The organism is Paenibacillus sp. FSL H3-0302 (assembly GCF_037982245.1).
Classification (GTDB): Bacteria; Bacillota; Bacilli; order Paenibacillales; family Paenibacillaceae; genus Paenibacillus_AQ; species Paenibacillus_AQ odorifer.
Genome location: NZ_CP150284.1, coordinates 1,730,322 through 1,753,282, shown reverse-complemented (window position 1 = coordinate 1,753,282; position 22,961 = coordinate 1,730,322). Strand labels below are relative to the sequence as shown.

The 22,961-nt window shown below is 46.2% G+C and carries 26 protein-coding genes and 1 riboswitch; of the genes, 6 read left to right on the top strand and 20 right to left on the bottom strand.

Features of this window, described 5'->3' with window-relative positions; genetic code table 11:
- The first annotated feature begins 118 nt into the window (after positions 1-118).
- The 3 genes from MHH50_RS07760 (at position 119) to MHH50_RS07750 (ending at position 1,073) form a co-directional block, all read left to right on the top strand.
- Positions 119-277, top strand: a complete 159-nt coding sequence (locus MHH50_RS07760; protein ID WP_036675694.1) for a hypothetical protein — start codon at positions 119-121, stop codon at positions 275-277.
- A 54-nt stretch (positions 278-331) separates the two neighbouring features.
- On the top strand, positions 332-622 hold the full coding sequence (locus tag MHH50_RS07755; protein ID WP_340034163.1) for a hypothetical protein: 291 nt from the start codon (positions 332-334) through the stop codon (positions 620-622).
- 304 nt (positions 623-926) lie between these two features.
- The gene (locus MHH50_RS07750; RefSeq protein ID WP_179089392.1) at positions 927-1,073 is read left to right on the top strand and encodes a hypothetical protein; all 147 of its coding nucleotides are present in this window, start codon (positions 927-929) and stop codon (positions 1,071-1,073) included.
- 72 nt (positions 1,074-1,145) lie between these two features.
- Here MHH50_RS07750 and MHH50_RS07745 read toward each other — a convergent pair whose 3' ends face one another.
- The 15 genes from MHH50_RS07745 to spoVAC form a co-directional block, all read right to left on the bottom strand.
- Complete coding sequence (locus MHH50_RS07745; protein WP_038569469.1) at positions 1,146-1,916, bottom strand: class I SAM-dependent methyltransferase; 771 nt, start codon at positions 1,914-1,916, stop codon at positions 1,146-1,148.
- 56 nt (positions 1,917-1,972) lie between these two features.
- The gene (locus tag MHH50_RS07740) at positions 1,973-2,896 is read right to left on the bottom strand and encodes a S1-like domain-containing RNA-binding protein (protein WP_036675697.1); all 924 of its coding nucleotides are present in this window, start codon (positions 2,894-2,896) and stop codon (positions 1,973-1,975) included.
- The gene (rsfS, locus tag MHH50_RS07735) at positions 2,893-3,240 is read right to left on the bottom strand and encodes a ribosome silencing factor (RefSeq protein WP_036675699.1); all 348 of its coding nucleotides are present in this window, start codon (positions 3,238-3,240) and stop codon (positions 2,893-2,895) included. Before rsfS ends, MHH50_RS07740 begins: the two co-directional genes overlap by 4 nt.
- Positions 3,237-3,815 (bottom strand): bis(5'-nucleosyl)-tetraphosphatase (symmetrical) YqeK, encoded by a 579-nt coding sequence (gene yqeK / locus MHH50_RS07730; RefSeq protein WP_076125176.1) that lies wholly within the window; start codon positions 3,813-3,815, stop codon positions 3,237-3,239. Before yqeK ends, rsfS begins: the two co-directional genes overlap by 4 nt.
- Positions 3,787-4,389: a nicotinate-nucleotide adenylyltransferase gene (locus MHH50_RS07725; RefSeq protein WP_076138319.1), complete on the bottom strand. Its 603-nt coding sequence runs from the start codon at positions 4,387-4,389 to the stop codon at positions 3,787-3,789. Before MHH50_RS07725 ends, yqeK begins: the two co-directional genes overlap by 29 nt.
- Before the next feature lie 36 nt (positions 4,390-4,425).
- Positions 4,426-4,719, bottom strand: coding sequence for a ribosome assembly RNA-binding protein YhbY (gene yhbY / locus MHH50_RS07720; RefSeq protein ID WP_036675703.1), 294 nt, complete (start codon positions 4,717-4,719; stop codon positions 4,426-4,428).
- Between the two features lie 67 nt (positions 4,720-4,786).
- Positions 4,787-5,659, bottom strand: coding sequence for a shikimate dehydrogenase (gene aroE, locus MHH50_RS07715; RefSeq protein WP_340034162.1), 873 nt, complete (start codon positions 5,657-5,659; stop codon positions 4,787-4,789).
- Positions 5,660-5,676: 17 nt separating this feature from the next.
- Complete coding sequence (gene yqeH / locus MHH50_RS07710; RefSeq protein ID WP_076125182.1) at positions 5,677-6,804, bottom strand: ribosome biogenesis GTPase YqeH; 1,128 nt, start codon at positions 6,802-6,804, stop codon at positions 5,677-5,679.
- 2 nt (positions 6,805-6,806) lie between these two features.
- Positions 6,807-7,328: a YqeG family HAD IIIA-type phosphatase gene (locus tag MHH50_RS07705; RefSeq protein WP_036675921.1), complete on the bottom strand. Its 522-nt coding sequence runs from the start codon at positions 7,326-7,328 to the stop codon at positions 6,807-6,809.
- An 87-nt stretch (positions 7,329-7,415) separates the two neighbouring features.
- A complete protein-coding gene (locus MHH50_RS07700) occupies positions 7,416-9,656 on the bottom strand; it encodes a transglutaminase domain-containing protein (RefSeq protein WP_076279596.1) in 2,241 nt (746 codons plus the stop codon).
- Position 9,657: 1 nt separating this feature from the next.
- Positions 9,658-10,902 carry a DUF58 domain-containing protein gene (locus tag MHH50_RS07695; protein ID WP_076104720.1) on the bottom strand — a complete coding sequence of 415 codons (1,245 nt, stop codon included), beginning with the start codon at positions 10,900-10,902 and terminating at the stop codon, positions 9,658-9,660.
- A 1-nt stretch (position 10,903) separates the two neighbouring features.
- Entirely contained in the window at positions 10,904-11,860 is a 957-nt protein-coding gene (locus MHH50_RS07690; RefSeq protein ID WP_076125188.1) for a MoxR family ATPase, read from the bottom strand.
- A 155-nt stretch (positions 11,861-12,015) separates the two neighbouring features.
- Positions 12,016-12,366 carry a stage V sporulation protein AE gene (gene spoVAE / locus MHH50_RS07685; RefSeq protein ID WP_036675923.1) on the bottom strand — a complete coding sequence of 117 codons (351 nt, stop codon included), beginning with the start codon at positions 12,364-12,366 and terminating at the stop codon, positions 12,016-12,018.
- Positions 12,367-12,368: 2 nt separating this feature from the next.
- A complete protein-coding gene (gene spoVAD / locus MHH50_RS07680; RefSeq protein ID WP_076185304.1) occupies positions 12,369-13,400 on the bottom strand; it encodes a stage V sporulation protein AD in 1,032 nt (343 codons plus the stop codon).
- Positions 13,397-13,900 carry a stage V sporulation protein AC gene (spoVAC, locus tag MHH50_RS07675; protein WP_076125192.1) on the bottom strand — a complete coding sequence of 168 codons (504 nt, stop codon included), beginning with the start codon at positions 13,898-13,900 and terminating at the stop codon, positions 13,397-13,399. The genes spoVAD and spoVAC overlap by 4 nt, the downstream gene beginning before the upstream one ends.
- A 563-nt stretch (positions 13,901-14,463) precedes the next feature.
- Here spoVAC and MHH50_RS07670 point away from each other — a divergent pair.
- Positions 14,464-15,537, top strand: coding sequence for a M42 family metallopeptidase (locus tag MHH50_RS07670; protein WP_076185305.1), 1,074 nt, complete (start codon positions 14,464-14,466; stop codon positions 15,535-15,537).
- 674 nt (positions 15,538-16,211) lie between these two features.
- Here the strand turns inward: MHH50_RS07670 and MHH50_RS07665 are convergent.
- The 3 genes from MHH50_RS07665 to MHH50_RS07655 all read right to left on the bottom strand — a co-directional run bounded on the left by MHH50_RS07665 (position 16,212) and on the right by MHH50_RS07655 (position 17,923).
- Positions 16,212-17,111 carry an aldo/keto reductase gene (locus MHH50_RS07665; RefSeq protein WP_076098851.1) on the bottom strand — a complete coding sequence of 300 codons (900 nt, stop codon included), beginning with the start codon at positions 17,109-17,111 and terminating at the stop codon, positions 16,212-16,214.
- 134 nt (positions 17,112-17,245) lie between these two features.
- Complete coding sequence (locus tag MHH50_RS07660; RefSeq protein ID WP_076125196.1) at positions 17,246-17,560, bottom strand: multidrug efflux SMR transporter; 315 nt, start codon at positions 17,558-17,560, stop codon at positions 17,246-17,248.
- On the bottom strand, positions 17,561-17,923 hold the full coding sequence (locus MHH50_RS07655) for a multidrug efflux SMR transporter (protein WP_036675723.1): 363 nt from the start codon (positions 17,921-17,923) through the stop codon (positions 17,561-17,563). It abuts the gene before it with no gap.
- An 84-nt stretch (positions 17,924-18,007) separates the two neighbouring features.
- Positions 18,008-18,115: riboswitch (guanidine-I (ykkC/yxkD leader) on the bottom strand.
- Between the two features lie 148 nt (positions 18,116-18,263).
- Here MHH50_RS07655 and MHH50_RS07650 point away from each other — a divergent pair.
- Positions 18,264-19,220: an MBL fold metallo-hydrolase gene (locus MHH50_RS07650; protein ID WP_340034161.1), complete on the top strand. Its 957-nt coding sequence runs from the start codon at positions 18,264-18,266 to the stop codon at positions 19,218-19,220.
- Positions 19,221-19,248: 28 nt separating this feature from the next.
- Positions 19,249-19,587 carry a hypothetical protein gene (locus MHH50_RS07645; RefSeq protein WP_076185308.1) on the top strand — a complete coding sequence of 113 codons (339 nt, stop codon included), beginning with the start codon at positions 19,249-19,251 and terminating at the stop codon, positions 19,585-19,587.
- A 51-nt stretch (positions 19,588-19,638) separates the two neighbouring features.
- Here the strand turns inward: MHH50_RS07645 and MHH50_RS07640 are convergent, their stop codons facing one another.
- Entirely contained in the window at positions 19,639-20,055 is a 417-nt protein-coding gene (locus MHH50_RS07640) for an HIT family protein (protein ID WP_340034160.1), read from the bottom strand.
- Positions 20,056-20,104: 49 nt separating this feature from the next.
- Positions 20,105-22,936 carry a glycoside hydrolase family 3 protein gene (locus MHH50_RS07635; RefSeq protein ID WP_076279592.1) on the bottom strand — a complete coding sequence of 944 codons (2,832 nt, stop codon included), beginning with the start codon at positions 22,934-22,936 and terminating at the stop codon, positions 20,105-20,107.
- Between the last annotated feature and the right edge of the window lie 25 nt (positions 22,937-22,961).

Genomic DNA, 22,961 nt, shown 5'->3' with positions numbered 1-22,961 from the left:
ATAAAAAGACCCTAGATTCAGCTAACGCTGATTTAGGGTCTTTTTGTGCTTCGTATATTTTTTCGATATTGAACCATAATAACTTTGTCTCCCAAACCACCGAGAAGGAGTGTTTCGAATGCGTGAAGGTCTAATTCCCGCTGTTCTTGGAACCGTCGTAACCGCTTCTAGCGCCGCTTTTCTTGGAAGCAAGTATAAGATGGCAGCAACAGGCGTACTTGGATTTGGTCTGGCTCATGTCGTATTGGGTGCCATTGATCTGTTTGAGCATCGGTAAGGATTGGAAGATGCCGGGTGGTATGAACACTGCCCGGTTTATTTTGTATTTCTTATGTTGGCGCAATTACAAGCTGCTCCAACAGATGATGTCATAAAAAACAGCGCTTCTCCTGATATCGGAGAAGCGCTGTTTTTGTTTGGGGCGCTGGCTGGTTGCTCCAACCTTGTCTCCATCATCTCACGTATCTCACGTGGCTTACTGGCTTACGCGGCTTACGTGACTTACGTGACTTACGCGGCTTACGTGGTTACGTGGCTTACTGGCTTACGCGGCTTACGCGGCTTACGTGACTTACGCGGCTTACTGGCTTACGCGGCTTACGTGGCTTACGGACCCAGATGACGTTATTTGCATATTTTTAGCTCTTGGAGCATGTTTTCGGACTCCAGTGACGCTATCCATTGGAAAATGACCAATATTGGACGTTTTTCAAGCCAATAGCTGCAATGGAGTCCGATAGCACCCAAAATATTGGAAAATGCTGCGTATAAGGTCCGCTGGGTCCGATCGCTACTACTAATACGTATATCTGATGGTACTTGTGCATGCATGCGTGATGGGTAGTGAAAACCCACACGCTTCCGTAAAGGGTAATGCATGAGCATTCGATAGCGGGAACCTACACGCTTCCGCAAAGCGGTAATGCATGAGCATTCGATTGCGGGAACCTACACGCTTCCGCAAAGCGGCAATGCATGAGCATTCAATTGCGGGAACCTACTTGTTTCCGGCAGCGTCAACTTATGTGCTTCCAACAGCAGCATTCCACTCGCTTCCCCCAGCAATAAGCTAAAGTCAAAAAAGGGGCTGTCCCAGCAGCTATTTTCATAGCTTATGGGACAGCCCCTCTTAGCATTTTGAATAATTATTTTATAGCTACATAAAATAATCGTTCAGCATCATCTTCTGCCTCTACCCACTCGAAATCGGCGTAGATCTTCACATCACTAAACCCAGCCTTAAGCAGTTCTTCCTTCATCCAGTTAGGATCGTAGGCGCGCTGAATATGGGTCTCTTCGAATCGGCGATAGCGATCGCTATGTCCGTCTTCACGGGCAAAAATGGACAAATGATGTTCAATTTCGCGGCGTGGAACATCCATCTCACAAGTCCAAATATAAGAAACAGATGGCTCGTCCAGAATAAAGGGCTGTTCTTCTTCATAACGAATTAGTGTGTTTGGATGATGCACATCGAACAGGAAGGTTCCGCCTTGCTTTAACCCTGCATAGGTACTGGCAAAAACAGCGCTGATGTCATCCTCTTCCAACACATAATTCAGACAATCACAAAAGGAAATCACAGAATCCACCAGCTCCGGAAGCTCCCATTCCTTCATGTTTTGTCTAATCCAACGAACACTGCCTTCGCGCAAAAAGCGCCGTCCCTGGGGATGCTCCTCCATTTTGCGCTGTGCCACTGAGAGCATGTCAGAAGATAAATCGATTCCGGTCATATGATATCCTGAACCCGCCAAAGGAATTGTAATACTTCCTGTTCCGCAGCCAAGCTCGGCTACAGTTAACGGTTTGCCGTATTTACTCCATGCGGCTTCAGCAAAGGATATCCAATCTGGATACGGCATATCTGCCATAAGCTCATCGTATACATAAGCAAATTTCCCATAGGAAGACACAATTACACCGCTTTCTATAACAACATTTTATAAATTCCGTCTATTGAATCGTAAGCTTAATCCGTCGTTTCTTCTTGCCCTTCGGTTGTTCCTTCTTCATTATCCTTAGCAACAAGATACGTCCAGTTCTCTTTTTGAGTAATATGGCCTTCCTTCATCAGCTTCCCAAGTGCACGCTTGAAGGCGGATTTACTGATTCCGAACCGTTGTTTGATAATATCTGGCGGCGTAGCATCCGAATAAGGCATCGCTCCACCTGGACGAGCATTTAAGAACTCCAAAAGTGCGGCAGAATCTACATCCATCCCCACTTCTTTACGAAGACCCATAGAAAGGTTAACACGTCCATCTTCACGGATATGAGAGACACGTGCTTCAAACTGCTCACCAAGACGCAGCAGACGGCTCCGCTCCGAGGAATGGACCATACCGATAATCCCAAAGCCTAGCACACCCGCATCCACAAGTACAAAAGTACCCATTTGCAGCGGCTTATACACTCGGGCTGTTACAGTCTGTCCCATCCAAGATTCAGGTGCAGGCAGAGCTAGAGGAGCAAGCTCCTGTTCTCCGGCCAGCTTGGCACGCAGACGCCCCTGTTTATCATGCTCCATGATCGCAAACACATAGTCCCCAACCTGCGGACGCAGCTCTGGAAGCTCTGGAAGCTCACGGATAGGCAGCAGCAACTGACGTCCAAGACCCATCTCCAAAAAGCAGCCCAGACGCGGATGAATATCAGCCACTTCCAATAACGCCATCTCGCCCAGCGTCAGAAATGGTTTTTTCATCGTTGCCGCAAGACGGTCCTCGGTATCAAAGAAAATGAAAACTTCAACTTTATCGCCGGCTTTTACCTTCTCTGTCAGCTCCGTATAATGCAGCATAACATCTTGGTCTCCAGCATTCAGAAAAAATCCGTATGGCGAAACTTCCCGCTCTACATGAAGTGTAACCGTAGTTCCTGCAATCAGGCTCATACAGTCTCCACAACCTTGGCATCGGACCACAGACGCTCGATATTGTAATATTCACGCTCATCGCGGTGGAATATATGAACGATAACATCGCCAAGATCCATCAGCACCCAGCGTGCTGAATCCATGCCTTCAATCCCTTTGATCACTCCGCCTGCTTCATGAACCACTTTACGGACTTCGGTAGCGATCGCCTGTACCTGAATATCCGAGTTACCGTGACATACGATAAAGTAATCACTGATTGGTGAAACATTACGTAGATCTAGTGCCACGACGTTCATTGCTTTTTTATCTTCAACAGCCTTAAGGGCCAGTTCTAACAGCTTGCTTGGTTGTACACTCATATTTTATCCTCCAATATTCTAACTAAATCATTACGCGCCAGTACCGTTAAGGGGAAAATCACCCGGCGTTTCTCCAGTAACAAACTAATCGTAGAATCGAACCCAGCGACTAATCCTTCTTCCAAACTTACTTGTGCCTTCTCGCGTATCTTATCAACCCCGGGAAAATCACGCCCAGGCTCGATGTAGTCAGCTAGGCAGACGATCTTTTCAAGTAAACTCATGTCTTCACGGCCTGAGGTATGGAAACGAATCGCATTGATAATATCAGGATCCGTAATCCCATAGTCTTTCTCAGCTACAAAGGCGCCTACTTCCGAATGCCACATCTGCTTGTCATACACCAGAAGATCCAAATTTAATTGATTTTGTTCAATGATCTCCTTCATACGCTCAACCGGCCAATACTTGGCCACATCATGCAGAATTGCTGCTGTCTCTGCACGCTCAGGGTCAGCACCATATTGCTTCGCCAGTTGAATAGATGTCTCCATCACGCCGAGTGTATGCTTCCAGCGCTTATCAGGCATCTGTGCGGAGACCGCTTCAATCAGCGCTTCGCGGCTGTATGCCATACAATCCACTCCTTTGAACATAATCGAACACTGCCTCTGGAACCATATAACGAATAGATTTACCTGCTGCCGCCCGTTCTCTTAACATCGTTGACGAAATATCAACCAGTGGCATATCTGCAAGCAACACCTTCTTTGCTATAAAGTCTGGCAATGCATCCAGATCAAGAGGTGTTCCCGGACGACCCACACCAATAAATGTAAGCCGTTGCACCAGTTCTTCAATCTCGTTCCATTTCGGCAAATACTGGACCATATCCGCTCCAATGATGAAATATAGATCGAAATGCGGATACTCCTCTTGCAGACGTCTTATGGTCTCATAGGTATAGGAGACGCCACCTCTGACCACTTCCCAATCTAATGTGCAAAAAGCTTCGTGATTCTTCACCGCTTCCTGCACCATGGCTAGTCGGTCTTCTCCAGATACACCCGCCTCATGTTTATGAGGAGGGATATGTGAAGGCATAAACCATACCTCTTGCAGCCCATAAGTATCTCTTGCGGCTTCCGCTGCCATCATATGACCGATATGAAGAGGATCAAAGGTACCTCCCATAATTCCAACTTTCAAGAGGACGACCTCCTCGGTAAGGTATACTTACAGCTATTAACGCGGCAGCTCAATGGTTTTGTTATCACGTGATTCTTTGTATAGAACGACAGTCTTACCGATCACTTGCACAAGCTCAGAACCCGATTGTTCAGCCAGAGCAGCGCCAATTTCCTTGGGATTCTCAATATTATTGCTCAGTATACTAATCTTCATAAGCTCGCGCTTCTCAATAGCTTCTTCAATATGGCGTACGAGGTGATCGTTTACTCCACCTTTGCCCACTTGAAAAATAGGATCGAGATGATGCGCCAATGAACGAAGATACCGTGTTTGTTTACCAGTTAACATAAATGAATAACTCCTTAATTAACATATATTATTACCTATTATTACCCTAACTTGATGAATCCATTTCTTACTCATTTCCACCCAAACAATCGAGAATGGTCTGCCGCATGATTTCCGTAGGTGCAGGCTGCCCTGTCCAATACTCCAGTGCATAAGCTCCCTGATAGACAAACATACCAAGGCCTCCATGAATCGTACAGCCCCGTTCGAGTCCTTCCAACAATAGCCGCGTACGCAGCGGATTATAAATCAGATCGCTTACGACCATTCCTTCACGAAGCAGTCCAGGATCTATCGGTGTCTCATCCATATGAGGATACATACCTACGGAGGTAGTATTGATCAGCACGTCTACACCACTTAGCATTTCTGCTACTTCGTTCATGCTAATCCCGATGACATTCCCTTTGCTCCGGCACTTTGACGCCAAGTCCTCTGCCTTATCAACACTGCGATTAGCAATAATGATTGAAGAAGGCTTCTCCTGAAGTAGTGCGGCAACAATTCCTCTTGCTGCTCCACCGGCCCCGATAACCATAATCTTCACACCAGACAAATCAGAAATAGCTTCCGCTTTGAGCGAACGCACATAACCGATCCCATCCGTATTATATCCGGTGAGCACTCCGTTATCATTAACAATCGTATTGACTGCACCAACGGCAACTGCACTCTCATCTAATACATCCAAATATTGCATCACCGCAACCTTATGCGGAATCGTCACATTCACTCCACGGAAACCAAGCGTACGGATCGCTTGCACCGCATCGCCCAGCTTCTCCGGGAGGATGTGAAGCGGTACATAAGCACCCGGAATTTCCAGCGCTTGCAGCGCTGCTTCATGCATAATTGGAGATTTGGATTGTATAATAGGATCTCCCATTACACCGAGTAGAATATTACCGCTATTGTAGCCTTCGACTGCAGTTGTAGACAATAGATTATCCTCCCTCGTTAAATCATCGAAGGGCGGGTAAGCACCTTCACACCACGCGGAACATGAATGGCCACAACTGCACCTTCAGTTCCATTAACCTTAATCCAGCCCAGACCCGAAATATACAGATCGGCTCTGCTGCCCCGGTTAATCCGGAACTCATGCCGCTGCCAAGGTGGCAGCTTGTCCATCCGGTCACTTCCCGGTGGAGACAGCATTTCACCGCGATGATCCTGATAGAGGGAATCTGCGCGTTCCAGCTTCGTGCGATGGATTTTTAAAGTACCACTAATAAAGCAAGTGAAGGATTGATGCGGGCCTTGTACGAAATCAAAACGTCCCAATCCACCGAAGAAAAGAGTCTGTCCTTCGTTCAACTGATAGACTGTCGGCTTCAAAGGATTGGCAGGCATAACTGCATCCAGATCCTGACGCTCAACTAATTCACTATAACGCCAAGGATACACAATCCCTGGAGTATCTATAATGTAGTGGCCGTCATCCAGTGGAATTTTGACCGTATCGAGTGTTGTGCCAGGGTAACGTGAAGTCGTTAACTCCTGCTCTAAATCGCTATAGTCCGAAATCAGACGATTAATAAGTGTGGATTTGCCCACATTGGTAGCACCTACTACATATACGTCGCGTTGACCGCGCAACTCCGTTACGGCTTCCAGCAAACGGTCAAAACCTTGATTGCGTTTCGCACTGCAAAGTACGATTTCAGCCGTCCGCAAGCCTTCCTCTTTACAGCGCTGCTGCATCCAGTTACGCAACTTGTTCCAGTTTGTAACCTTCGGCAGCAAGTCACATTTATTCACTGCAAGAATAACAGGGTTATTGCCAACAAACCGCTGCAGGCCGGAAATCAGACTGCCTTCGAAATCGAAGATATCGACAATATGAATAACAAGCGCATTCTTCTCTCCTACTCCACTCAGCAGGCGAAGAAATTCATCCTGATTCACCGAAACAGATGAAGCCTCATTATAATTTTTAATCCGGAAACAGCGTTGGCAAATCACCGGGTCCCGTTCAAGTGCAACCTCCGGAAGGTATCCTGGTTGATCCTTATGCTCCGTCTGAAGCTTGATGCCGCAACCGCTGCACTTCTCAGGACGCTGTGTTTCGCTTTGTTCGTTCATTACTATTTATCCTCCTCGTGCCACAATCCTTTTTTGCGAAGCCGTGTCAGAGCAACCCGCTCTACCCGGCGATTAAACCTTGTGCCGAACCCCTCGTCCTTGACGGAGATTGGCAGTACCAAAACAGTATACAGGCCAAGGCGATTGCCGCCGTATACATCAGTAAGCATTTGGTCTCCCACCACAATCGTTTGTTCAGGGGGCAGCTCCATCTGCTTCATCGCTTTGAGAAAAGGAGCATTACTCGGTTTACGAGCCTGGTGCACAAATTCAATATTAAGCGGTGTTGCAAAGCGGGACACCCGTTCCATGTTATTGTTAGATACGATGATGAGCTTAAAGCCCAGTTCCTTCACCTTTTCGAACCATAACAACAGCTCCGGAGTAGCCACAGGCGCTTTGGCACCGACCAGTGTGTTATCCAGATCCGTGATGATTCCGCGATATCCCTGTCTATACAGCTCGTCCAGAGCAATATCGAATACCGTATTCACCCGGAGTTTGGGAACTAACATTTCAAACAATACGTTCACCTCGATTTCATACAAAAAACTATAACATACTCCTTGCGCATCGCAAATAAATCTGTAGCTATACTTTCACGCAAAGTGTTATTTCTTGGATCTCATTTTTCTCCGCACCCACAAAGCTTCAGTATACACGCTCTGCCAGTCTTTGTCTTCAATAACCTCAGGGCTATATTTCGCCTTTTCGAACATTGTTAGTAGCGAGTGTAGATGATCAGCCACTGCCGGCCGTTCTCCACTCCAGCGATCTACGGCTTCACGTAAAGTTTCGTGTTCTTCTTTTAGCATTCCCTTGCGATGCAAATACCTTACCCAACGCTCAGTTTCCACCACTACTTTCTGATCTGGCGTTAAAGGCCGGCCATTGCGCAGCTGCTGCATGAAGAAGCGAAGCTTAAAGCGTCTATGCCAAACTATAAAAATCGCCCAGGACAGCAACACCACTACAGCTGCCACAACAACCCATAGACCTACATGAAACCCTTGATCTTCTTGTGCGTTATTCACAGGCGCTGGTGTAGGTTCTGCCTGCTCTTTTTGATCTTCTGGTTCGACTTCAGGGGTTTGCTCACTCTGAGTTAAAAGCGGAATATTAAATCCAGGTGTAGCTTCAACTGGAATCCAACCATAATCACCAAAATAAACCTCAGCCCAAGAGTGGGAATCCGCATTGGTAATTGTATAGTTATTATTCACTGTGCCTGATTGCTGTTGTGCCGGATTCATTGGGATTTCTGGCTGTTCCCCAGGTGCGTACCCCTTAACCCACCGTGCAGGGATGTTCAGAGAACGCGCCATAGTAACCAGTGCCGTAGAATAATAATCACAGTAACCTTCCTTTAACTCAAACAAAAACCCTTCTACAAAATCGTTGCTTGTGACACGTGATATATCTGGATTATTGGTATATGGAAAGGTTTGTTGTAAGTATTGTTGCAAAAGCGCTGTTTTTTCATACGGCGTTTTTCCTTCAGCCGTGATTTCCTCAGCCAGCTCCCTGACTCTTTTAGGAAAATCGTTAGGCAGTTGAAGAAACATTTTCTCCAAATCGTTCCCTTTATATAGCTCCTCATACGTCTTTGTTGTCAATTCTTGAACAGGAATTACAGGAACCTCAGACGTCACCTCAAAAGTAGACGGATAAGCGAGTTTCTTCCCATCCACATCCCAGATCAGCTCGCTGTCTCGGCTTCTCCAGGAGAGTCCATCTCCAGCTTTTTCCCCATTTAAAGAATCCACCGAAGATACTGAATAAGTGCCAAATAGTACGGGAAATTCATTATTATTAAGCACGGTTACTGTTTGTTTCAGTGTTCGTGTATTTACTTTAGAACCCACACTGCTCTCTAAAGCTTCACCTACATCCACCGCTTCTAGAGGTCCCCGATTTAACCGGTCTCTATCGACCCAACCTCTTCCGGAATATAATCTGCGCGTTTCTCCCCGCATATAAATACGCAAATCAGAAACCACTGTCATCACCGGTGTATAATCGAAGGTAAAGCCGCCACCTAGTTGATCATCATTCAGACTGTAGCCTGACGATGTATTGTTAGTAGGGGAGACAGAACCCATCTCAGATTTCGTGGTTCCAACTGTGCCCTTTCCAGAAGACTTCCCAATCCCATTCCATTCTTGCCAAGCGGTATAAGGATCGGTTAGGGTAGGCCTTACCCCAGGCATATTCACTCCAATTAGGATGACCAAAGAGAAGACGATGGCAATATTAATGACTATTTTCGTGGGATATTTCAGCAGATGCACCCAACCACGCGGATATTGAAGCTGGAAGCTTCTCAGATGCTGGCTGACCAGCCAGCCCATCCCCGCAAATACCGTCCAGGCTACTTCCTGCCACAAAACAATAGATGTAAAGGAATCCAAGGCAGCCAAGGCCACTATGTTCATTCCTATAAACCATAAAATACGTCTTTTTGAGGATGCCCACCAAGACGACAACAGCAGCAGGGCTGAGGCTCCGAGAGCAAACCAGATATAGGGCACCATATGAACTGCAATATCCTGCAGTCTGTCCGGGAGGGTTGTTGCCCAAGGATCAGCAACGTATATACCATAATTGATAAGTATCCGATAAACGATATAAATAATAGCTGCCGCTTCAATAAAGAGCCTTATCTGAACTTTTACAGGAATTATGATTTCAATCACAGTGATCGTTATTAATGCAGCCCACACAACAGCAGTTGTCTGTCTTAACCAGATAGGTTCCGTATAAGAGACCCACTGGTGGGCTATAATCAAAAGCCACAATAGACCTAAAGAACGGTGCCAGGAGAATTTCATCTGATTCCACCAGTTTCTCATATCAGACTTCCCCTCCTAATACTATGGGAAGCTCTTGCAGTGAGCTAATGCTGTAGCCTGTTATCCCCCGTGATCTTAGAACGTCTGTCCAATCTGTGCTGCTATTCGTTTCTGATAAATTCCCTATATGAATGTGCGACGGAGTCATCCCTCTGCTGTCAGCCCAACGTAGTGCATCCAGTACAGGCTGACCACGTTGAGGACTAATTAGCACGAAGTATGAGCCTTTAGGGAACATACGGTAACCTTTTTCCAAACGGGAAATGAGTGGACCGTGCCCTTCGGCGTTAAGATCGATCAAATATTGAATCATTTTCTGACGCTCAGCAGCACCTTCAACAGGTGCAAATACCTTCGTGGTCTTATCCAAACAGCAAAGACCGATCCCAATTCGCTCTCGAATGCCGAATCCAAGTAGTGAGGCTGCGACGGAGACTGCGAGTTCAAATTGATTCGAATTCATATAAGCAGAAGCAGAGCCGTCCAGAACTAGAATGGTCTTGGGAATCGACTCATGCTCGAACTCTTTGGACTTCCACGAGCCTGTCTTTGCCGTTGCATTCCAATGAATGCGTGTTAGGCGGTCGCCATATACGTAGTCGCGTACACCGTTAATTTGGGTAGTCTCACGTCGTGATTGAACAACAGAGGTCTGTGGCCCAGAAAGACGGGATTTTCTTTCATATAACTGCCACCGCGGAACATAGATTGCACGAGGCAACACCTGAAACTGGCCTTCAGCCAGAAAAGTACCTTTATGCTCAACAAGGCCAAAAATATCTTGGCTGATGATATCCGTATCTGAAAATGTATAAGTGCCCCGTTCGAGAACTGGTGTCTGAAACCGCAGTTCCCCAAGTCCTCTGAGGCTGGGAATCAGGCTTTCCTCAAATACCCAGGATTCGCCATTATGCCGTTTCAGAACTTCCCTAACAACTACATAAGGTAAAGGCAAAATCCCCGGGATTGTGACCTTCAGACCTACACGAAGATACCCACCGGCAGAGAGCAAATCTCCCTTATCCTGTTCGGCATAAAAACTGCGAACACCCTTAGCCCGCCGAACGCCTCCCAAACCTCCAGCAATCAGATATGCAATAAGTACAGAGACCATAATAAACAACATAAATGCAGTTTTACCGCCCTGAAATAGTACATATAAGAGAGTAATACTCCAAATTACAAGGATGCTGGCGAACTTAGTAGGCTGAATGCGAGCTGCCACCGTAGACAAATAACGTCTCATATTATTGCCTCATCGTAACAGGCACTTGAATGCTCTGCAGAAGCTTTTGAAGCAGTGAATCTACGCTAACATTATCTAGGCGCGACTCTGGACGCAGCAATATACGATGACCCAAGGCAAATGGAGTAAGCACCTTTACGTCATCTGGAAGCACATAATCTCTTCCCTGTAAGAAAGCATAAGCTTTACAAGCCAGCATAAACGATAACGAAGCTCGTGGACTTGCACCGAGCAATACAAGCGGATGCTCTCTTGTCTGGCGCACAATATCTAACAAGTAATTCAGTACAGGATCACTCATATAAATCTCACGAATTTCCTCCTGAATACTAGCGATCTGCTCCATACTAGTGACAGCCGTAAGCCTGTCCACTGGTTGACCTTCTTGATGGCTCAGCAATAGATTTTTTTCGGTTGCTGCATCAGGATAACCAAGACTAATTCTTAGCATAAACCGATCCAACTGAGCTTCCGGCAGCGTGTAGGTTCCCTCAAAATCTATCGGATTCTGGGTGGCGCACAACATAAATGGATGCGGCAGCGGATAGGTCTCCCCATCTACGGTTACATTTCGTTCCTCCATCACTTCCAGAAGGGCGGATTGTGTCTTTGTGGTGGCTCGGTTAATTTCATCGGCCAGCAGGATATTCGTCATCACTGGACCTGGGCGGAAATGAAACATCTCGTCTCTCGGATGATACACAGATACACCGGTAATATCACTCGGAAGAATATCCGGATTACATTGTATCCGGCGATACTCTCCGGACATTGATCTGGAAAGTGCGCGAATAAGCTGGGTCTTTCCTGTTCCCGGTACATCCTCGATCAGAACATGACCACCGGCAAGCAGCGCTGTTAGCAGCAATTGTATTTCAAATGATTTTCCAAGTATGCAGGATTCTAGATTATTACGGACAGCATTCATGATGTGCATTGATTCTTGACGAACGGGCATATATGATCCTCCTAGGTCAGAATAAGCAGTAATATTTATATTTTACATGATTAGGGGACCCAAAGTACATTGTTGAAGCTTACGAAGTGTAAACAAACCAAAAACCCGCAGGACAAAATGTCCCGCAGGTTCTAATCTAAAGCGCTAAAATCCCATTATCCTTTAGGCCGAACAACCAATGCAGCCAGGAAAGAGAACACAATCGCTGACGAAATCCCTGCGCTCGTGATATCAAAAATCCCTGTAACTACACCGATCCAGCCATCCCTTTCCAGCTCTGTCAATGCTCCATGGACCAAAGAGTTACCGAAGCTTGTGATTGGAATGGTTGCGCCCGCACCCGCAAATTTCACAAGTGGATCATAGATGCCAAAAGCATCAGCAATCGCTCCGGCTACAACTAATGTACTCATCGTATGTGCAGGTGTCAGCTTCAATACATCAAACATCAGCTGGCCTATAACGCAAATGGCTCCTCCGATCAGAAAAGCCCATAAGTAAATCATCATTAAACTCCACCTCCACTTTCTATAGCAACAGCATGAGCCACACACGGAATGCTCTCTCCCTGCTGGTATGACAATGGGGATAATAAGGCTCCAGTTGCCACAATCAGCACCCGTTTTAGTTCACCTTTTTTAATACGCTTGAGTATATGACCATAAGTCACTACCGCGGAACACCCGCAACCACTTCCTCCGGCGATCACATACTTCTGTTTCTCCAAATTGTAGATAAGCAAACCACAATCATCAAAGGTTGTTTGCTCCATTGGAATCCCTTCTTTAGCTAATAAGGTTTTCGCAATGGGCAAGCCTACAGATGCAAGATCACCTGTAACAATTAAGTCATAATGCCCGGGGGATAGTCCGGTATCCCGAAAATGCGCAGTGATCGTATCCGCCGCCGCCGGTGCCATCGCTGTTCCCATATTAAAAGGATCTGTCAAACCGAGATCCATTATTCGTCCAAGGGTAGCCGAGACCACTACCGGATTGTTGCCAGTCCCATCATTCTGACCTACTACAGCACAGCCCGAGCCTGTGACCGTATATTGCGCCGTTGGCGGCTTCTGTGAACCGTATTCGGTAGGATAACGAAATTGCTTCTCCACCGTACAGTTATGGCTGGATGTTCCCGCGAGCACGTATTTGCTGCCTCCGGAATCAACGATCATAGAGGCAATTGCAAGGCTCTCCATAGAAGTGGAGCAAGCACCAAAAACTCCAAGATAAGGCACACCTAATTTTCTTGCCGCGAAGGAGCTGCTGATAATTTGGTTCATCAAATCTCCGCCAACAAAAAACTCCAGCTTCTCCTTATCCAGGTTTGCATTAATCAGTGCCAATAGGGAGGCTTTTTCGAAAAGAGCCCGCTCAGCCTTTTCCCATGTTTTTTCACCCATTTCCAAGGAATCAAATATAAAATCAAAATCTGACGTTAATGGACCCTCTCCCTCTTCAGGACCCACTACAGCGGAAGAGCCTAAAATAACGGGACGGCTCGTGAACTCCCAAGTCTGACTGCCAAGCTGTTTCATGTATGTGCACCTCCGCCAACGCCTAAAAAGAGATAGACGATACCAATTATGAAAGCAGCAACGGCACCAAATACGATGACTGAACCCGCCAGCTTGAACATATTGCCGCCCACACCGAGCACAAGTCCTTCCGCACGATGTTCAAGAGCTGCTGAGCACATACTGTTCGCAAAACCAGTAACTGGAACCGCAGTTCCTGCACCGGCCCATTGCGCCAGTTTGTCATACACGCCAAAGCTGGTCAGGATTACAGAAAGTAGAATCATCGTCGCTACAGTTGGACTTGCGGCTTCTTTGGAGGTCATATCGAATATTGCCATATAAGCCTCCTGAATCCCTTGTCCAATTACACAGATTAGGCCGCCAGCAAGAAATGCTCGCACACAGTTTTTGAATACGGGCCTAGCGGGTACAAAGGGCTTGGACAATTTCTCGTAATCTTGCGGGGTCAGGGTATCAAGCTTCAGCTTGACACCCGATTTTTTCGTTTTCGCCGGCATTGAGGGCACCTCCTGAAAGTTAGGCGAAGGGGGCTGACAAGCATCATAGTAGTACTCACTTTGAGCCCCTCAAGTTGTTTCTTCGCTTAGAAGTTTTCCTTATTGTTTGCCATACCCCGCTTCGTTATGTCCCTCCAATTCAGGAAAAATACAGTAACACAACTATCAGCAGCAAGAACAGCACAAGAATAAGCACTGCTTCCTTTTCCAGAGAGTTGTGGCGCCAGTAACGTCTGCGCGCTCCGCTAACCTTTAGGTTTCTTTTGGAGTATCCTCCCTGCACCCTTCTTTTGGGTACACTACCTGCTACCCTCATTTCCTTCGCATCCTTTCTAAAGCTCCTGCCACCAGAGCCCCTATTGCATTGTATTCGCGGAGCGTTCACCGGGTGTTCATTTGTCTCTTTAGCATGGACAAGTGAGCTCACAATGTTCATACTAAGTGGCAGGAAGAAATAACGTTGTCGTCCATTTTGGATGGCAACCGTTTCTCGTAGAACTATAAGGATGATGTATAACGCAAAGCTTATACGTCCTTATATTTTAATAAAGGAGTGATTTCAAATGAATCAAGAAACATTGGATCTATTCAAAACACTTACCGAATTCCCTGCAGCCCCGGGCTTTGAGCGCGAACTCCGCGCTTACGTCAAGGATGCTATGACACCTTATACCGAAGAGTTCGTGCAGGATCGTCTCGGAAGTCTGTTCGGCGTATTGCGCGGTGAGGAAAACGGGCCAAAAATTATGGTCGCTGGACATTTTGACGAAGTGGGCTTTATGGTCACCGGAATTACTAACACCGGGATGATTCGTTTTCAACCGCTAGGCGGATGGCTTGCTTCTGCTGTTGCTTCCCAGCGTCTCCAAATCATTACACCAAAAGGCACATTGACCGGTGTTGTTGGCAGCACGCCTATCCACCTACTAAGCGCAGAAGAACGCGGCAAGACGGGCGAAATTAGCAAAATGTATATTGATATCGGTGCAGACAGCCGTGAAGAAGCGGAAAGCTTTGGCGTCAGACCAGGTCAACAAATACTGCCGATCTGTCCGTTCACCCCGCTTGCCAACCCTAAAAAAATCATGGCTAAAGCGTGGGATAACCGTTACGGTGTAGGTCTCGCCATTGAGCTGGTTAAGTCATTACACGGCAAAAAGCTGCCTAATACTGTTTATGCTGGTGCTACTGTACAAGAGGAAGTCGGACTTCGTGGAGCACGTACAGCCGCTAATCTTCTGTCCCCAGACATTTTCTTCGGCTTGGATGCGAGCGCTGCTGCCGATATGACCGGGGATAGCCAAGCCTTTGGCCATTTGGGAAAAGGCGCTCTCCTGCGCATTTATGATCCTACGATGGTTACACATCGCGGCTTAATCGAATATGTACAAGACACAGCGGATACTCACAAGATCAAATACCAGTATTTTGTCTCCCAAGGTGGAACAGATGCAGGTCAGGTTCATGTAAGTGGCATCGGCGTTCCTTCCGCAGTCATCGGAATATGCTCCCGCTACATTCATACTGCTTCATCAGTTATTCATAGCGATGACTACGAAGCTGCTAAAGAGCTGTTAGTTAAACTGGTAGAAGGCCTCGACCGCACTACACTGCAAACGATTATTGAGAACAGCTAAGTTCTTATTTTTAAAAGAGCAGCGATCCTTTTTGAAGGATTGCTGCTCTTTTTTGGGTCGGGGCTTACGACCTGTGTCACTTGCGCCCCAGTGGTGTTTACAAACCCCGATATTACTTTTAAAAACCAATTGTGCTTATGCTCATGAACCCCGTTGCCCGCTGATCCCGCTATAGGTACTACGACGGACCCATGATGCTTACGAACCCACGTTGTTTATTGCTTACGCTCCCAAGGTTACTTGCTTACGGCGACACGTTGTTTATTATTTACGCTCTCAAGTTGCTTGCTTACGGCGACACATTGTTTATTGCTTACGCTCCCAACGTTGCTTGCTTACGGCGACGAAACATTGTTTATTGTTTACGCTCTCAAGTTGCTTGCTTACGGCGACACGTTGTTTATTGTTTACGCTCCCCATATTGCTTCGGACTCAGATGACGCTATTTGCTAATTTAGTGCCTTTTGAGTAAGTTTCCGGACTCCAGTGACACTATTCCAGAGAAATGGGCTCATAATTGGTGTCATTCATGCTAATAGCGACTATGGTGTCCGATATTCCCCCAAAAGTGGCATAATTCTGCGTTTAAGATCATCTGTGTCCTATAGAGACTCCCCCTTATCTCTTTTCATATAAAAAAGCCCGCCTCAACGGCGAGCTCTTTGACAGCTATATCAACTCATATCCAGCGGCACTTTCCACGAAGGTATCGGGAAAGCCTCATCCAGCTTCCATCTTTCTTCTTCACTCAGCGTAATTAAACCTGCAGCAGCATTCTCAATTACATGCTCACGTGAAGAAGCTTTTGGAATCGTAATGATGTCCTCCTCGCGGATCGTCCAAGCTAACATAATTTGTAGTGGGGTTGCGTTATGAACACGGGCAATTTCCTGAACCGCCTCACTTTCGATAACCCCTTTGCGGAGCGCGCCTGCTTGTGCAAGCGGAGAGTACGCCATTACGGGCATGCGGTGACTTTTCTGCCATGGCAGCAATTCAGCTTCGATGCCTCTCGACCCTAAATGATACAGCACCTGATTCATAGCACAGTGAGTTCCCCCAGCTATACTAAGCAGCTCTTTCATATCGTCAACATCGAGGTTCGATACACCCCATCTTGCTATTTTACCTTGAGAGACCAGTTTCTCCATGCCTTCCACAGTCACTTCAAGCGGAATATCTCCCCTCCAGTGCAGTAAATAGAGATCCAGATGATCCGTATTCAGTCGTTGCAAGCTTTCTTCACAGCTGCGAATAAGATTCTCGTTGCCGGCATTATGTGGGTATACTTTGGATACCAGAAAAACGTCATCCCGAATTCCTTTAATAGCGTCCCCTACTAAAAGCTCTGAGTTTCCTTCCCCATACATCTCCGCCGTATCTATCAAATCCATGCCTAATTCCACGCCTAATCTAAGAGCAGCAATTTCTTCCTCTCTACGGGAAGCATCATCACCCATATTCCAAGTTCCCTGTCCTATTCTAGGCACAGAGGTACCGTCTGGAAGCAGCATGCGGTTAGCTCGGTTCACTTTCACAATTTCAGCCAAATGCTCGATTGAATCCTTAGTCATTGTAAAAATCTCCTTACCGATAAATTGTATACTTACTTTATACGACCTTTATGACCCTTTCGAAACATCTGAATCGTGTCTAATTTATAACTTATCTTTCCTTTAGGAGAGAAAAGCAACAAATTGATTGCTAACTACGCTATCAACTTCAGCCCCACTGCGGCTCCCAGTATCATAAAAATACAGATAACCCGCCGCCAGTCTTTGGCCTCCCCATATAAAAGCATCCCCAAAATTGCTCCACCGGATGCACCGATCCCCGTCCATACCGCATAAGCTGTGCCCATAGGCAAACTTTTCATTGCAAATGATAGAAAAAGAAAACTTCCTCCAAAACCAAGGAAGAGCAGCAAAAACGACTGCAGATTCCGGTATTTATTCAACCTGTTGATCATAGCCACTCCGAACATTTCAAACAATCCAGCAACAACCAAAAATGCCCATGCCATTTAAGACTCCCCCTTTATTTCAGTTTCTTTGATATCTTTGGTTTCGTTAGTTACCATTTTCAGACCTATAACTCCTGCCAGCAAAATAACCACCAGTACCAGCTTCATTAGCTTGAAGGGTTCACCGAATAAAACCATGTCCGCAATGACTGTACCTGCTGTCCCCAGCCCAACAAATACAGAATATACGGTACCCACCGGTAATTTACTGCTTGCTGAAATAATGACATAGAAACTTATGATTATGGCTACAACTGTGATCAGCCACTCCCACACGCTTGAAGCATGCTTTAAACCTATGACCCACATGACTTCGAAAATCGCAGCGCCAACTACCTTCAGCCACTCTGAATTCTTTTTCATTTCAAGCCCTCCTTCAATTCTCCATAACTTATGATTGCCCACGGACAAACAAATAAGCCCGGAAGGTCATCGCCAAATGGCGATACCTCCCGGGCTTTTATCCCTCCGTGTAAACACAAACTTAATGTTCGTGCGTTTTCCCTCGGACCAGACCAGCTGTGCACTCGCTGCGGAACCCTAGAAAACAAATAAATGATTAAGTTACATCGTATGGTAGCAAATCGGGCGTATAAAAGCAACCTTTTCTATTCCGAGCGTAATTAAATCATAGTATAAAATTCCATAAAATTATAAAATAGATATAAATTTCATTCGATTATCTAGGAAAAGAGGTTAATTTATGTTTATTTCCAGACATTTTAACTGCGTCCCTCTAGTGGAAGGCATTTATTGCCTTGAAGCGAAGGAGCAAGGCGGAGCCATGAGCAATGCCGGTTTGATAGATATGGGTGATTACACATTAATCTTTGATACATTCAACACTCCACAAGCTGGCAAAGATCTTAGGGATGCCGCTCTGTATTATTTTAATAAACCTATCAAATACATCGTCAACAGCCATTGGCATGGAGACCACGTTAGAGGGAACCAATTCTTCTCGGATGAAGTAATCATATCCTCCAGTAGGACTAGAGAGCTCATGATAAAAACTCAACCAGACTGGCTTGCCCGAATGAAGAAACTGCTTCCTAATCTTGAAGAAGATCTTACGAAGCTTAATACATCTCTCGAGCTCGAGCTCGAACTCGAACTCGAACTGAACGATTCCAAACAACGAGAGCTCCTTTCGCAAATAGGTTATTTACAAGAAATCAAAGAGTCTATACTAACGCTTGAAGTAACCCTTCCCCAACTAACTTATGACCGCAAAATGACTATACATGGCTCGGCAAGGACCGTTGAACTCCTATCGGTGGGTACTGCCCATACGGAATGCGATTCTATTCTATTTTCTCCATCCGATTCTTTAGCTTTTGTTGGAGATATTGTCGCAGTTGATAATCATCCATTATTAGTAGACGGTAATCCCTTATCCTGGTTGGAGGCACTTACTTATGTCGAGCGCTTAGATGTGAACATAATTGTTCCCGGTCATGGGCCCGTTACTCAAAAACATTATCTACAGCAAATAAAACGGTATATAAATGATATAATCCATATTAGCGAATCATTGATACGCGAAGACATGAATGTGAATGTGAACCATATAGAAATTCCCGAGCCTTATCTGGGCTGGAATTATGGGAGTATTTTTTACAGAAATCTTGAGTTTTTGACGAAAGCAGCTAGTAACTAATTTTTGGAGTTGAAAGGAGCGGTTCGTTATGGTTTTTGGGATACTATTTGTAGGTGTTGCTGTATTTATTATTATACAAGCCGTAATACGTAATGGCTCGAGCTCAAACAAAAGTACCTTTGATAGAAATAGGCAAAATGATGCCGCCAACATGTCTTTTATGGCTGCCAGTCATCCGGATCTGCTGGATCCAAACCACTCTAACCACTCTAATCATTCTAACCACCACCATAATCACTACGGAGATCACTCGCATCACCATTCTGGACCTGACAGCGGGGGGCATAGCTGGGGTGGAGACGGCGGACATAGTGGCGGTGGAGACTTCGGTGGGGGTGGAGATGCTGGCGGGGGCGGTTGTGATTAATTGAAAAGAAACGAAAAGGACATCCCTGATCCTTCAGGAATGCCCTTTTTTTTAATGCTCATTTATGATACTGAGAATTTTAGCTTGAGTTTGGCTTAATAACTTTTCGGCACCGTGCGGATGGAATGGTTCGCTCCAAGCGAAGCCATCTCCTTCGTATCTAGGGATAAGATGCATATGATAGTGAGTCAGGTCGTTAAACTTCCCGCCATTTTGGCAAATGCTGATGCCAGCAGGTTCAAACAAAACCTTCAGGACAACTGATAGCTTCTTTGAAGCGTCCATAATCGCATAAGATGTTTCTGAATCGATATCTTCGAGATCCCAATAATGCTTTTTAGGGAGAATTAGGAGATGTCCTTCGTTAAATGGAGCAATGTCGAGCACACAAGTTACAAATTCATTCTCGTATACTACGTTTACGTTAGCCTCAATCCCGTTAGCGATTCGACAACCCAAACAATCCATACAGGCACCACCACTCCATCCGAAGAAATTAAGCGCGTTCTAGCTTATCTTATTGATTAAATTGAAAACGGCTAAGCAGTACCTCACCATTAAAGATGAGATAAACATCGGTAGTTTCAGATTCCACGGACACTTCACCAGTAAGTGTGTTCCACTGCTGCAACACGCCACCCGACGGTACAGTCACAGATCCAACCAGCTTCCCTGCTGGGCTGCCCGTTCTGATCTCAAGGGTGCCACCTTTTGCAGAGGATACCAAGGCTTCAAAAGCTCCTGCCCCTTGCTCGAACAATACATCTTTAAAAGCGATCCAAGCGCCATCTTTTACTGGATGTATGGAAGCACCGCCTGCTTTGCACTCGTCCAGATATACGCCTTCGTAGTCATCGTAATTCTCTGCTTTGGTATTGATATACAGATTACGCGACGGAATAACGTCCCCCTGGACCGATAGTTGAGCGGATAATTGGATGTCAGCAGATGAACGGCCGATCAGAACCATATACTCTCCATTTTCCACGCAATATTGCTCACGGGTAACATCCCAGAATGCCAGCTCGGCAACCGGTAACGTAAACTCTAGGGTTTGCGATTGACCTGCGGTTAGGTTTACTTTTTCAAAACCCTTCAACTGTTTAATCGGACGTTTGACCCGGGAATTCAGAGCTTGCACATAAAGCTGCACCACTTCGTCCCCATCAACAACGCCTGTATTCTCTACTTGAACAGAAATTTTCAGCGTCTCATTCGCTTGCAGCTCCTTAGCGCTTAGGCTTAGGTTGCTGTAGGAAATTTGGGCATAACTTAAGCCGTGTCCAAACGCATACAGTGGCTCTCCGTCAAAGTACATATATGTTCTTTTGCCTTTGATAATATCATAATCCATCAGCTCAGGCAGCTGTTCTACAGAACGGAACCAAGTCATGTTCAGCTTGCCGGAAGGACTGTAATCGCCGAAAAGAACTTCTGCCACCGCATTGCCCAGCTCTTGTCCACTGTGGGAGGTATACAATACAGCCGGGATGTTCTCGTCAATCCAAGTGGAAGTTATCGGGTAACTGCCGACAATGACTACAACTGTATTCGGGTTCGCTGCATAGACAGCCTTGACCAGTCGCTCTTGCTCCTCTGGAAGCACAATATCCGGTCTGTCGATTTCTTCTTTTCCGTTAAGGAGTGGATGGTTGCCCACAAAAACCACAGCGATTTCAGCCGCCTTGGCAGCTTCTACTGCAGCCTCTATGCCGTTAGTTACGATGTTCTTTTTGAAAAGACGTGCTTGCGCATTGGCATCCTGATCTGCCACCTGCAGCGTTCCATCTTCCGGATTCACCGAGATCATTTTATCATTCCAGGTCCGCAAAGATACCGTATCTTCGCTTTCCGGAACGATGTTAATCGATTCTTTTACAAACCAGCCGTAAATTTCCTCAGCAGATGCTGTAAGAGTCTCTGCTTCGCTTAAAGTTACATACTGACCGCGACTTGTCGACTTCAGAGTATTGCTAGTCCAGCCCCAGGCTGTATGTTGGAACAATTCCCCGTGCGCTGCTATGTCATGCTGTACAGCCAGTCTTCCGTCCTCACCTGTGATTCCAATGGCTTGGCCGTTTGCAGCTGAAGTAAGAATGATCTGATCTGCGCCACTCTCAAAGGTAACGTGTTTACCAGGCAGCTTTTTGCTAACCCCCTGCAGCGGAGTCACTCCATAAGGTAATGTGCCAGAATACCAGTCTCTAAAAGCTTCATCACCAAGTGGACCAATAATCGCCAATTTGCTCAGACTGCTTTTGCTCAATGGCAATGTACCTTGGTCATTCTTCAACAATACTATCGATTGTTTCGCTGCTTCCAAGGAGAGTGCGGTATGTTTTTTGCTAAGTATAACGGAATCGTCGATCGCTGCGTATGGGTTCCCTTCAGCCGGATCAAACTCTCCCAGACGGAAACGAACTCTGAAAGTGTTGGCAAGCGCACGATCCAAATCTTCCTCTGCTAAGAGGCCTTGGTCTAGTGCTTCGTGAAGAACCTTGATTGTCTCTGCGGTTTCTTCTGTTACGCTGTCAATTCCATTTTTGATAGATTCAGCCATCGATTGTGCAAAAGATTCATAATACTTGTGATCCTTCACAATCCCAAAAAGATCGCCGGCATCGCTTACGATAAAGCCATCCATTTCCCATTCGCCTTTGACCACATCCATTACTGCCGGATGAAGAATAACAGGCACGCCATTCACCGAGTTATAAGCGGTCATCATGGACTGTGCGCCACCTTCTTGAAAAGCAGGCTTAAACGCTTCCAAATAATACTCCCGCATATTTCTCGGATCGATGCTCGCGGAGCAGTTCCCGCGTTCAATCTCATTATTGTTGCCGAGGAAATGCTTCAGCGTTGCTACCGCTTTCAAATAGACCGGGTGATCACCTTGGATTCCCTGCACAAGTGATGTGCTGAGGCGTCCGGTCAACTCTGGATCTTCGCCGTAAGCTTCCTCGGTTCTTCCCCAACGCGGGTCACGTTCCATATCCACCGTTGGCGCCCATAATGTCAGACCGTTCACCGTTGGATTCTTTTTGTAAAAGGCTCTAGCTTCATCTCCGATGGCCGAACCAATCTCCTTCAGCAGCTCTGGATTCCAAGTACAAGCCAGTCCGCTCGGCTGAGGAAAAGAAGTCGCTTTTCCAAGCCAAGAAATCCCGTGCGCCGCTTCCGTACCATGCTTGTAGGCCCCAACACCCAAACGCTCTATGGCAGCTTGATACTGAGGCATCAGGCTTACTTTTTCATCAAGTGTTAGTCTGGAGATCAGATCCTGCACTCGCTCATTTAAAGGTAAATCAATCTGTTGAAATGGATATTTAGCTATATCTGTTCCCATCAAAATCGCTCCTTCGTCTCTTGTT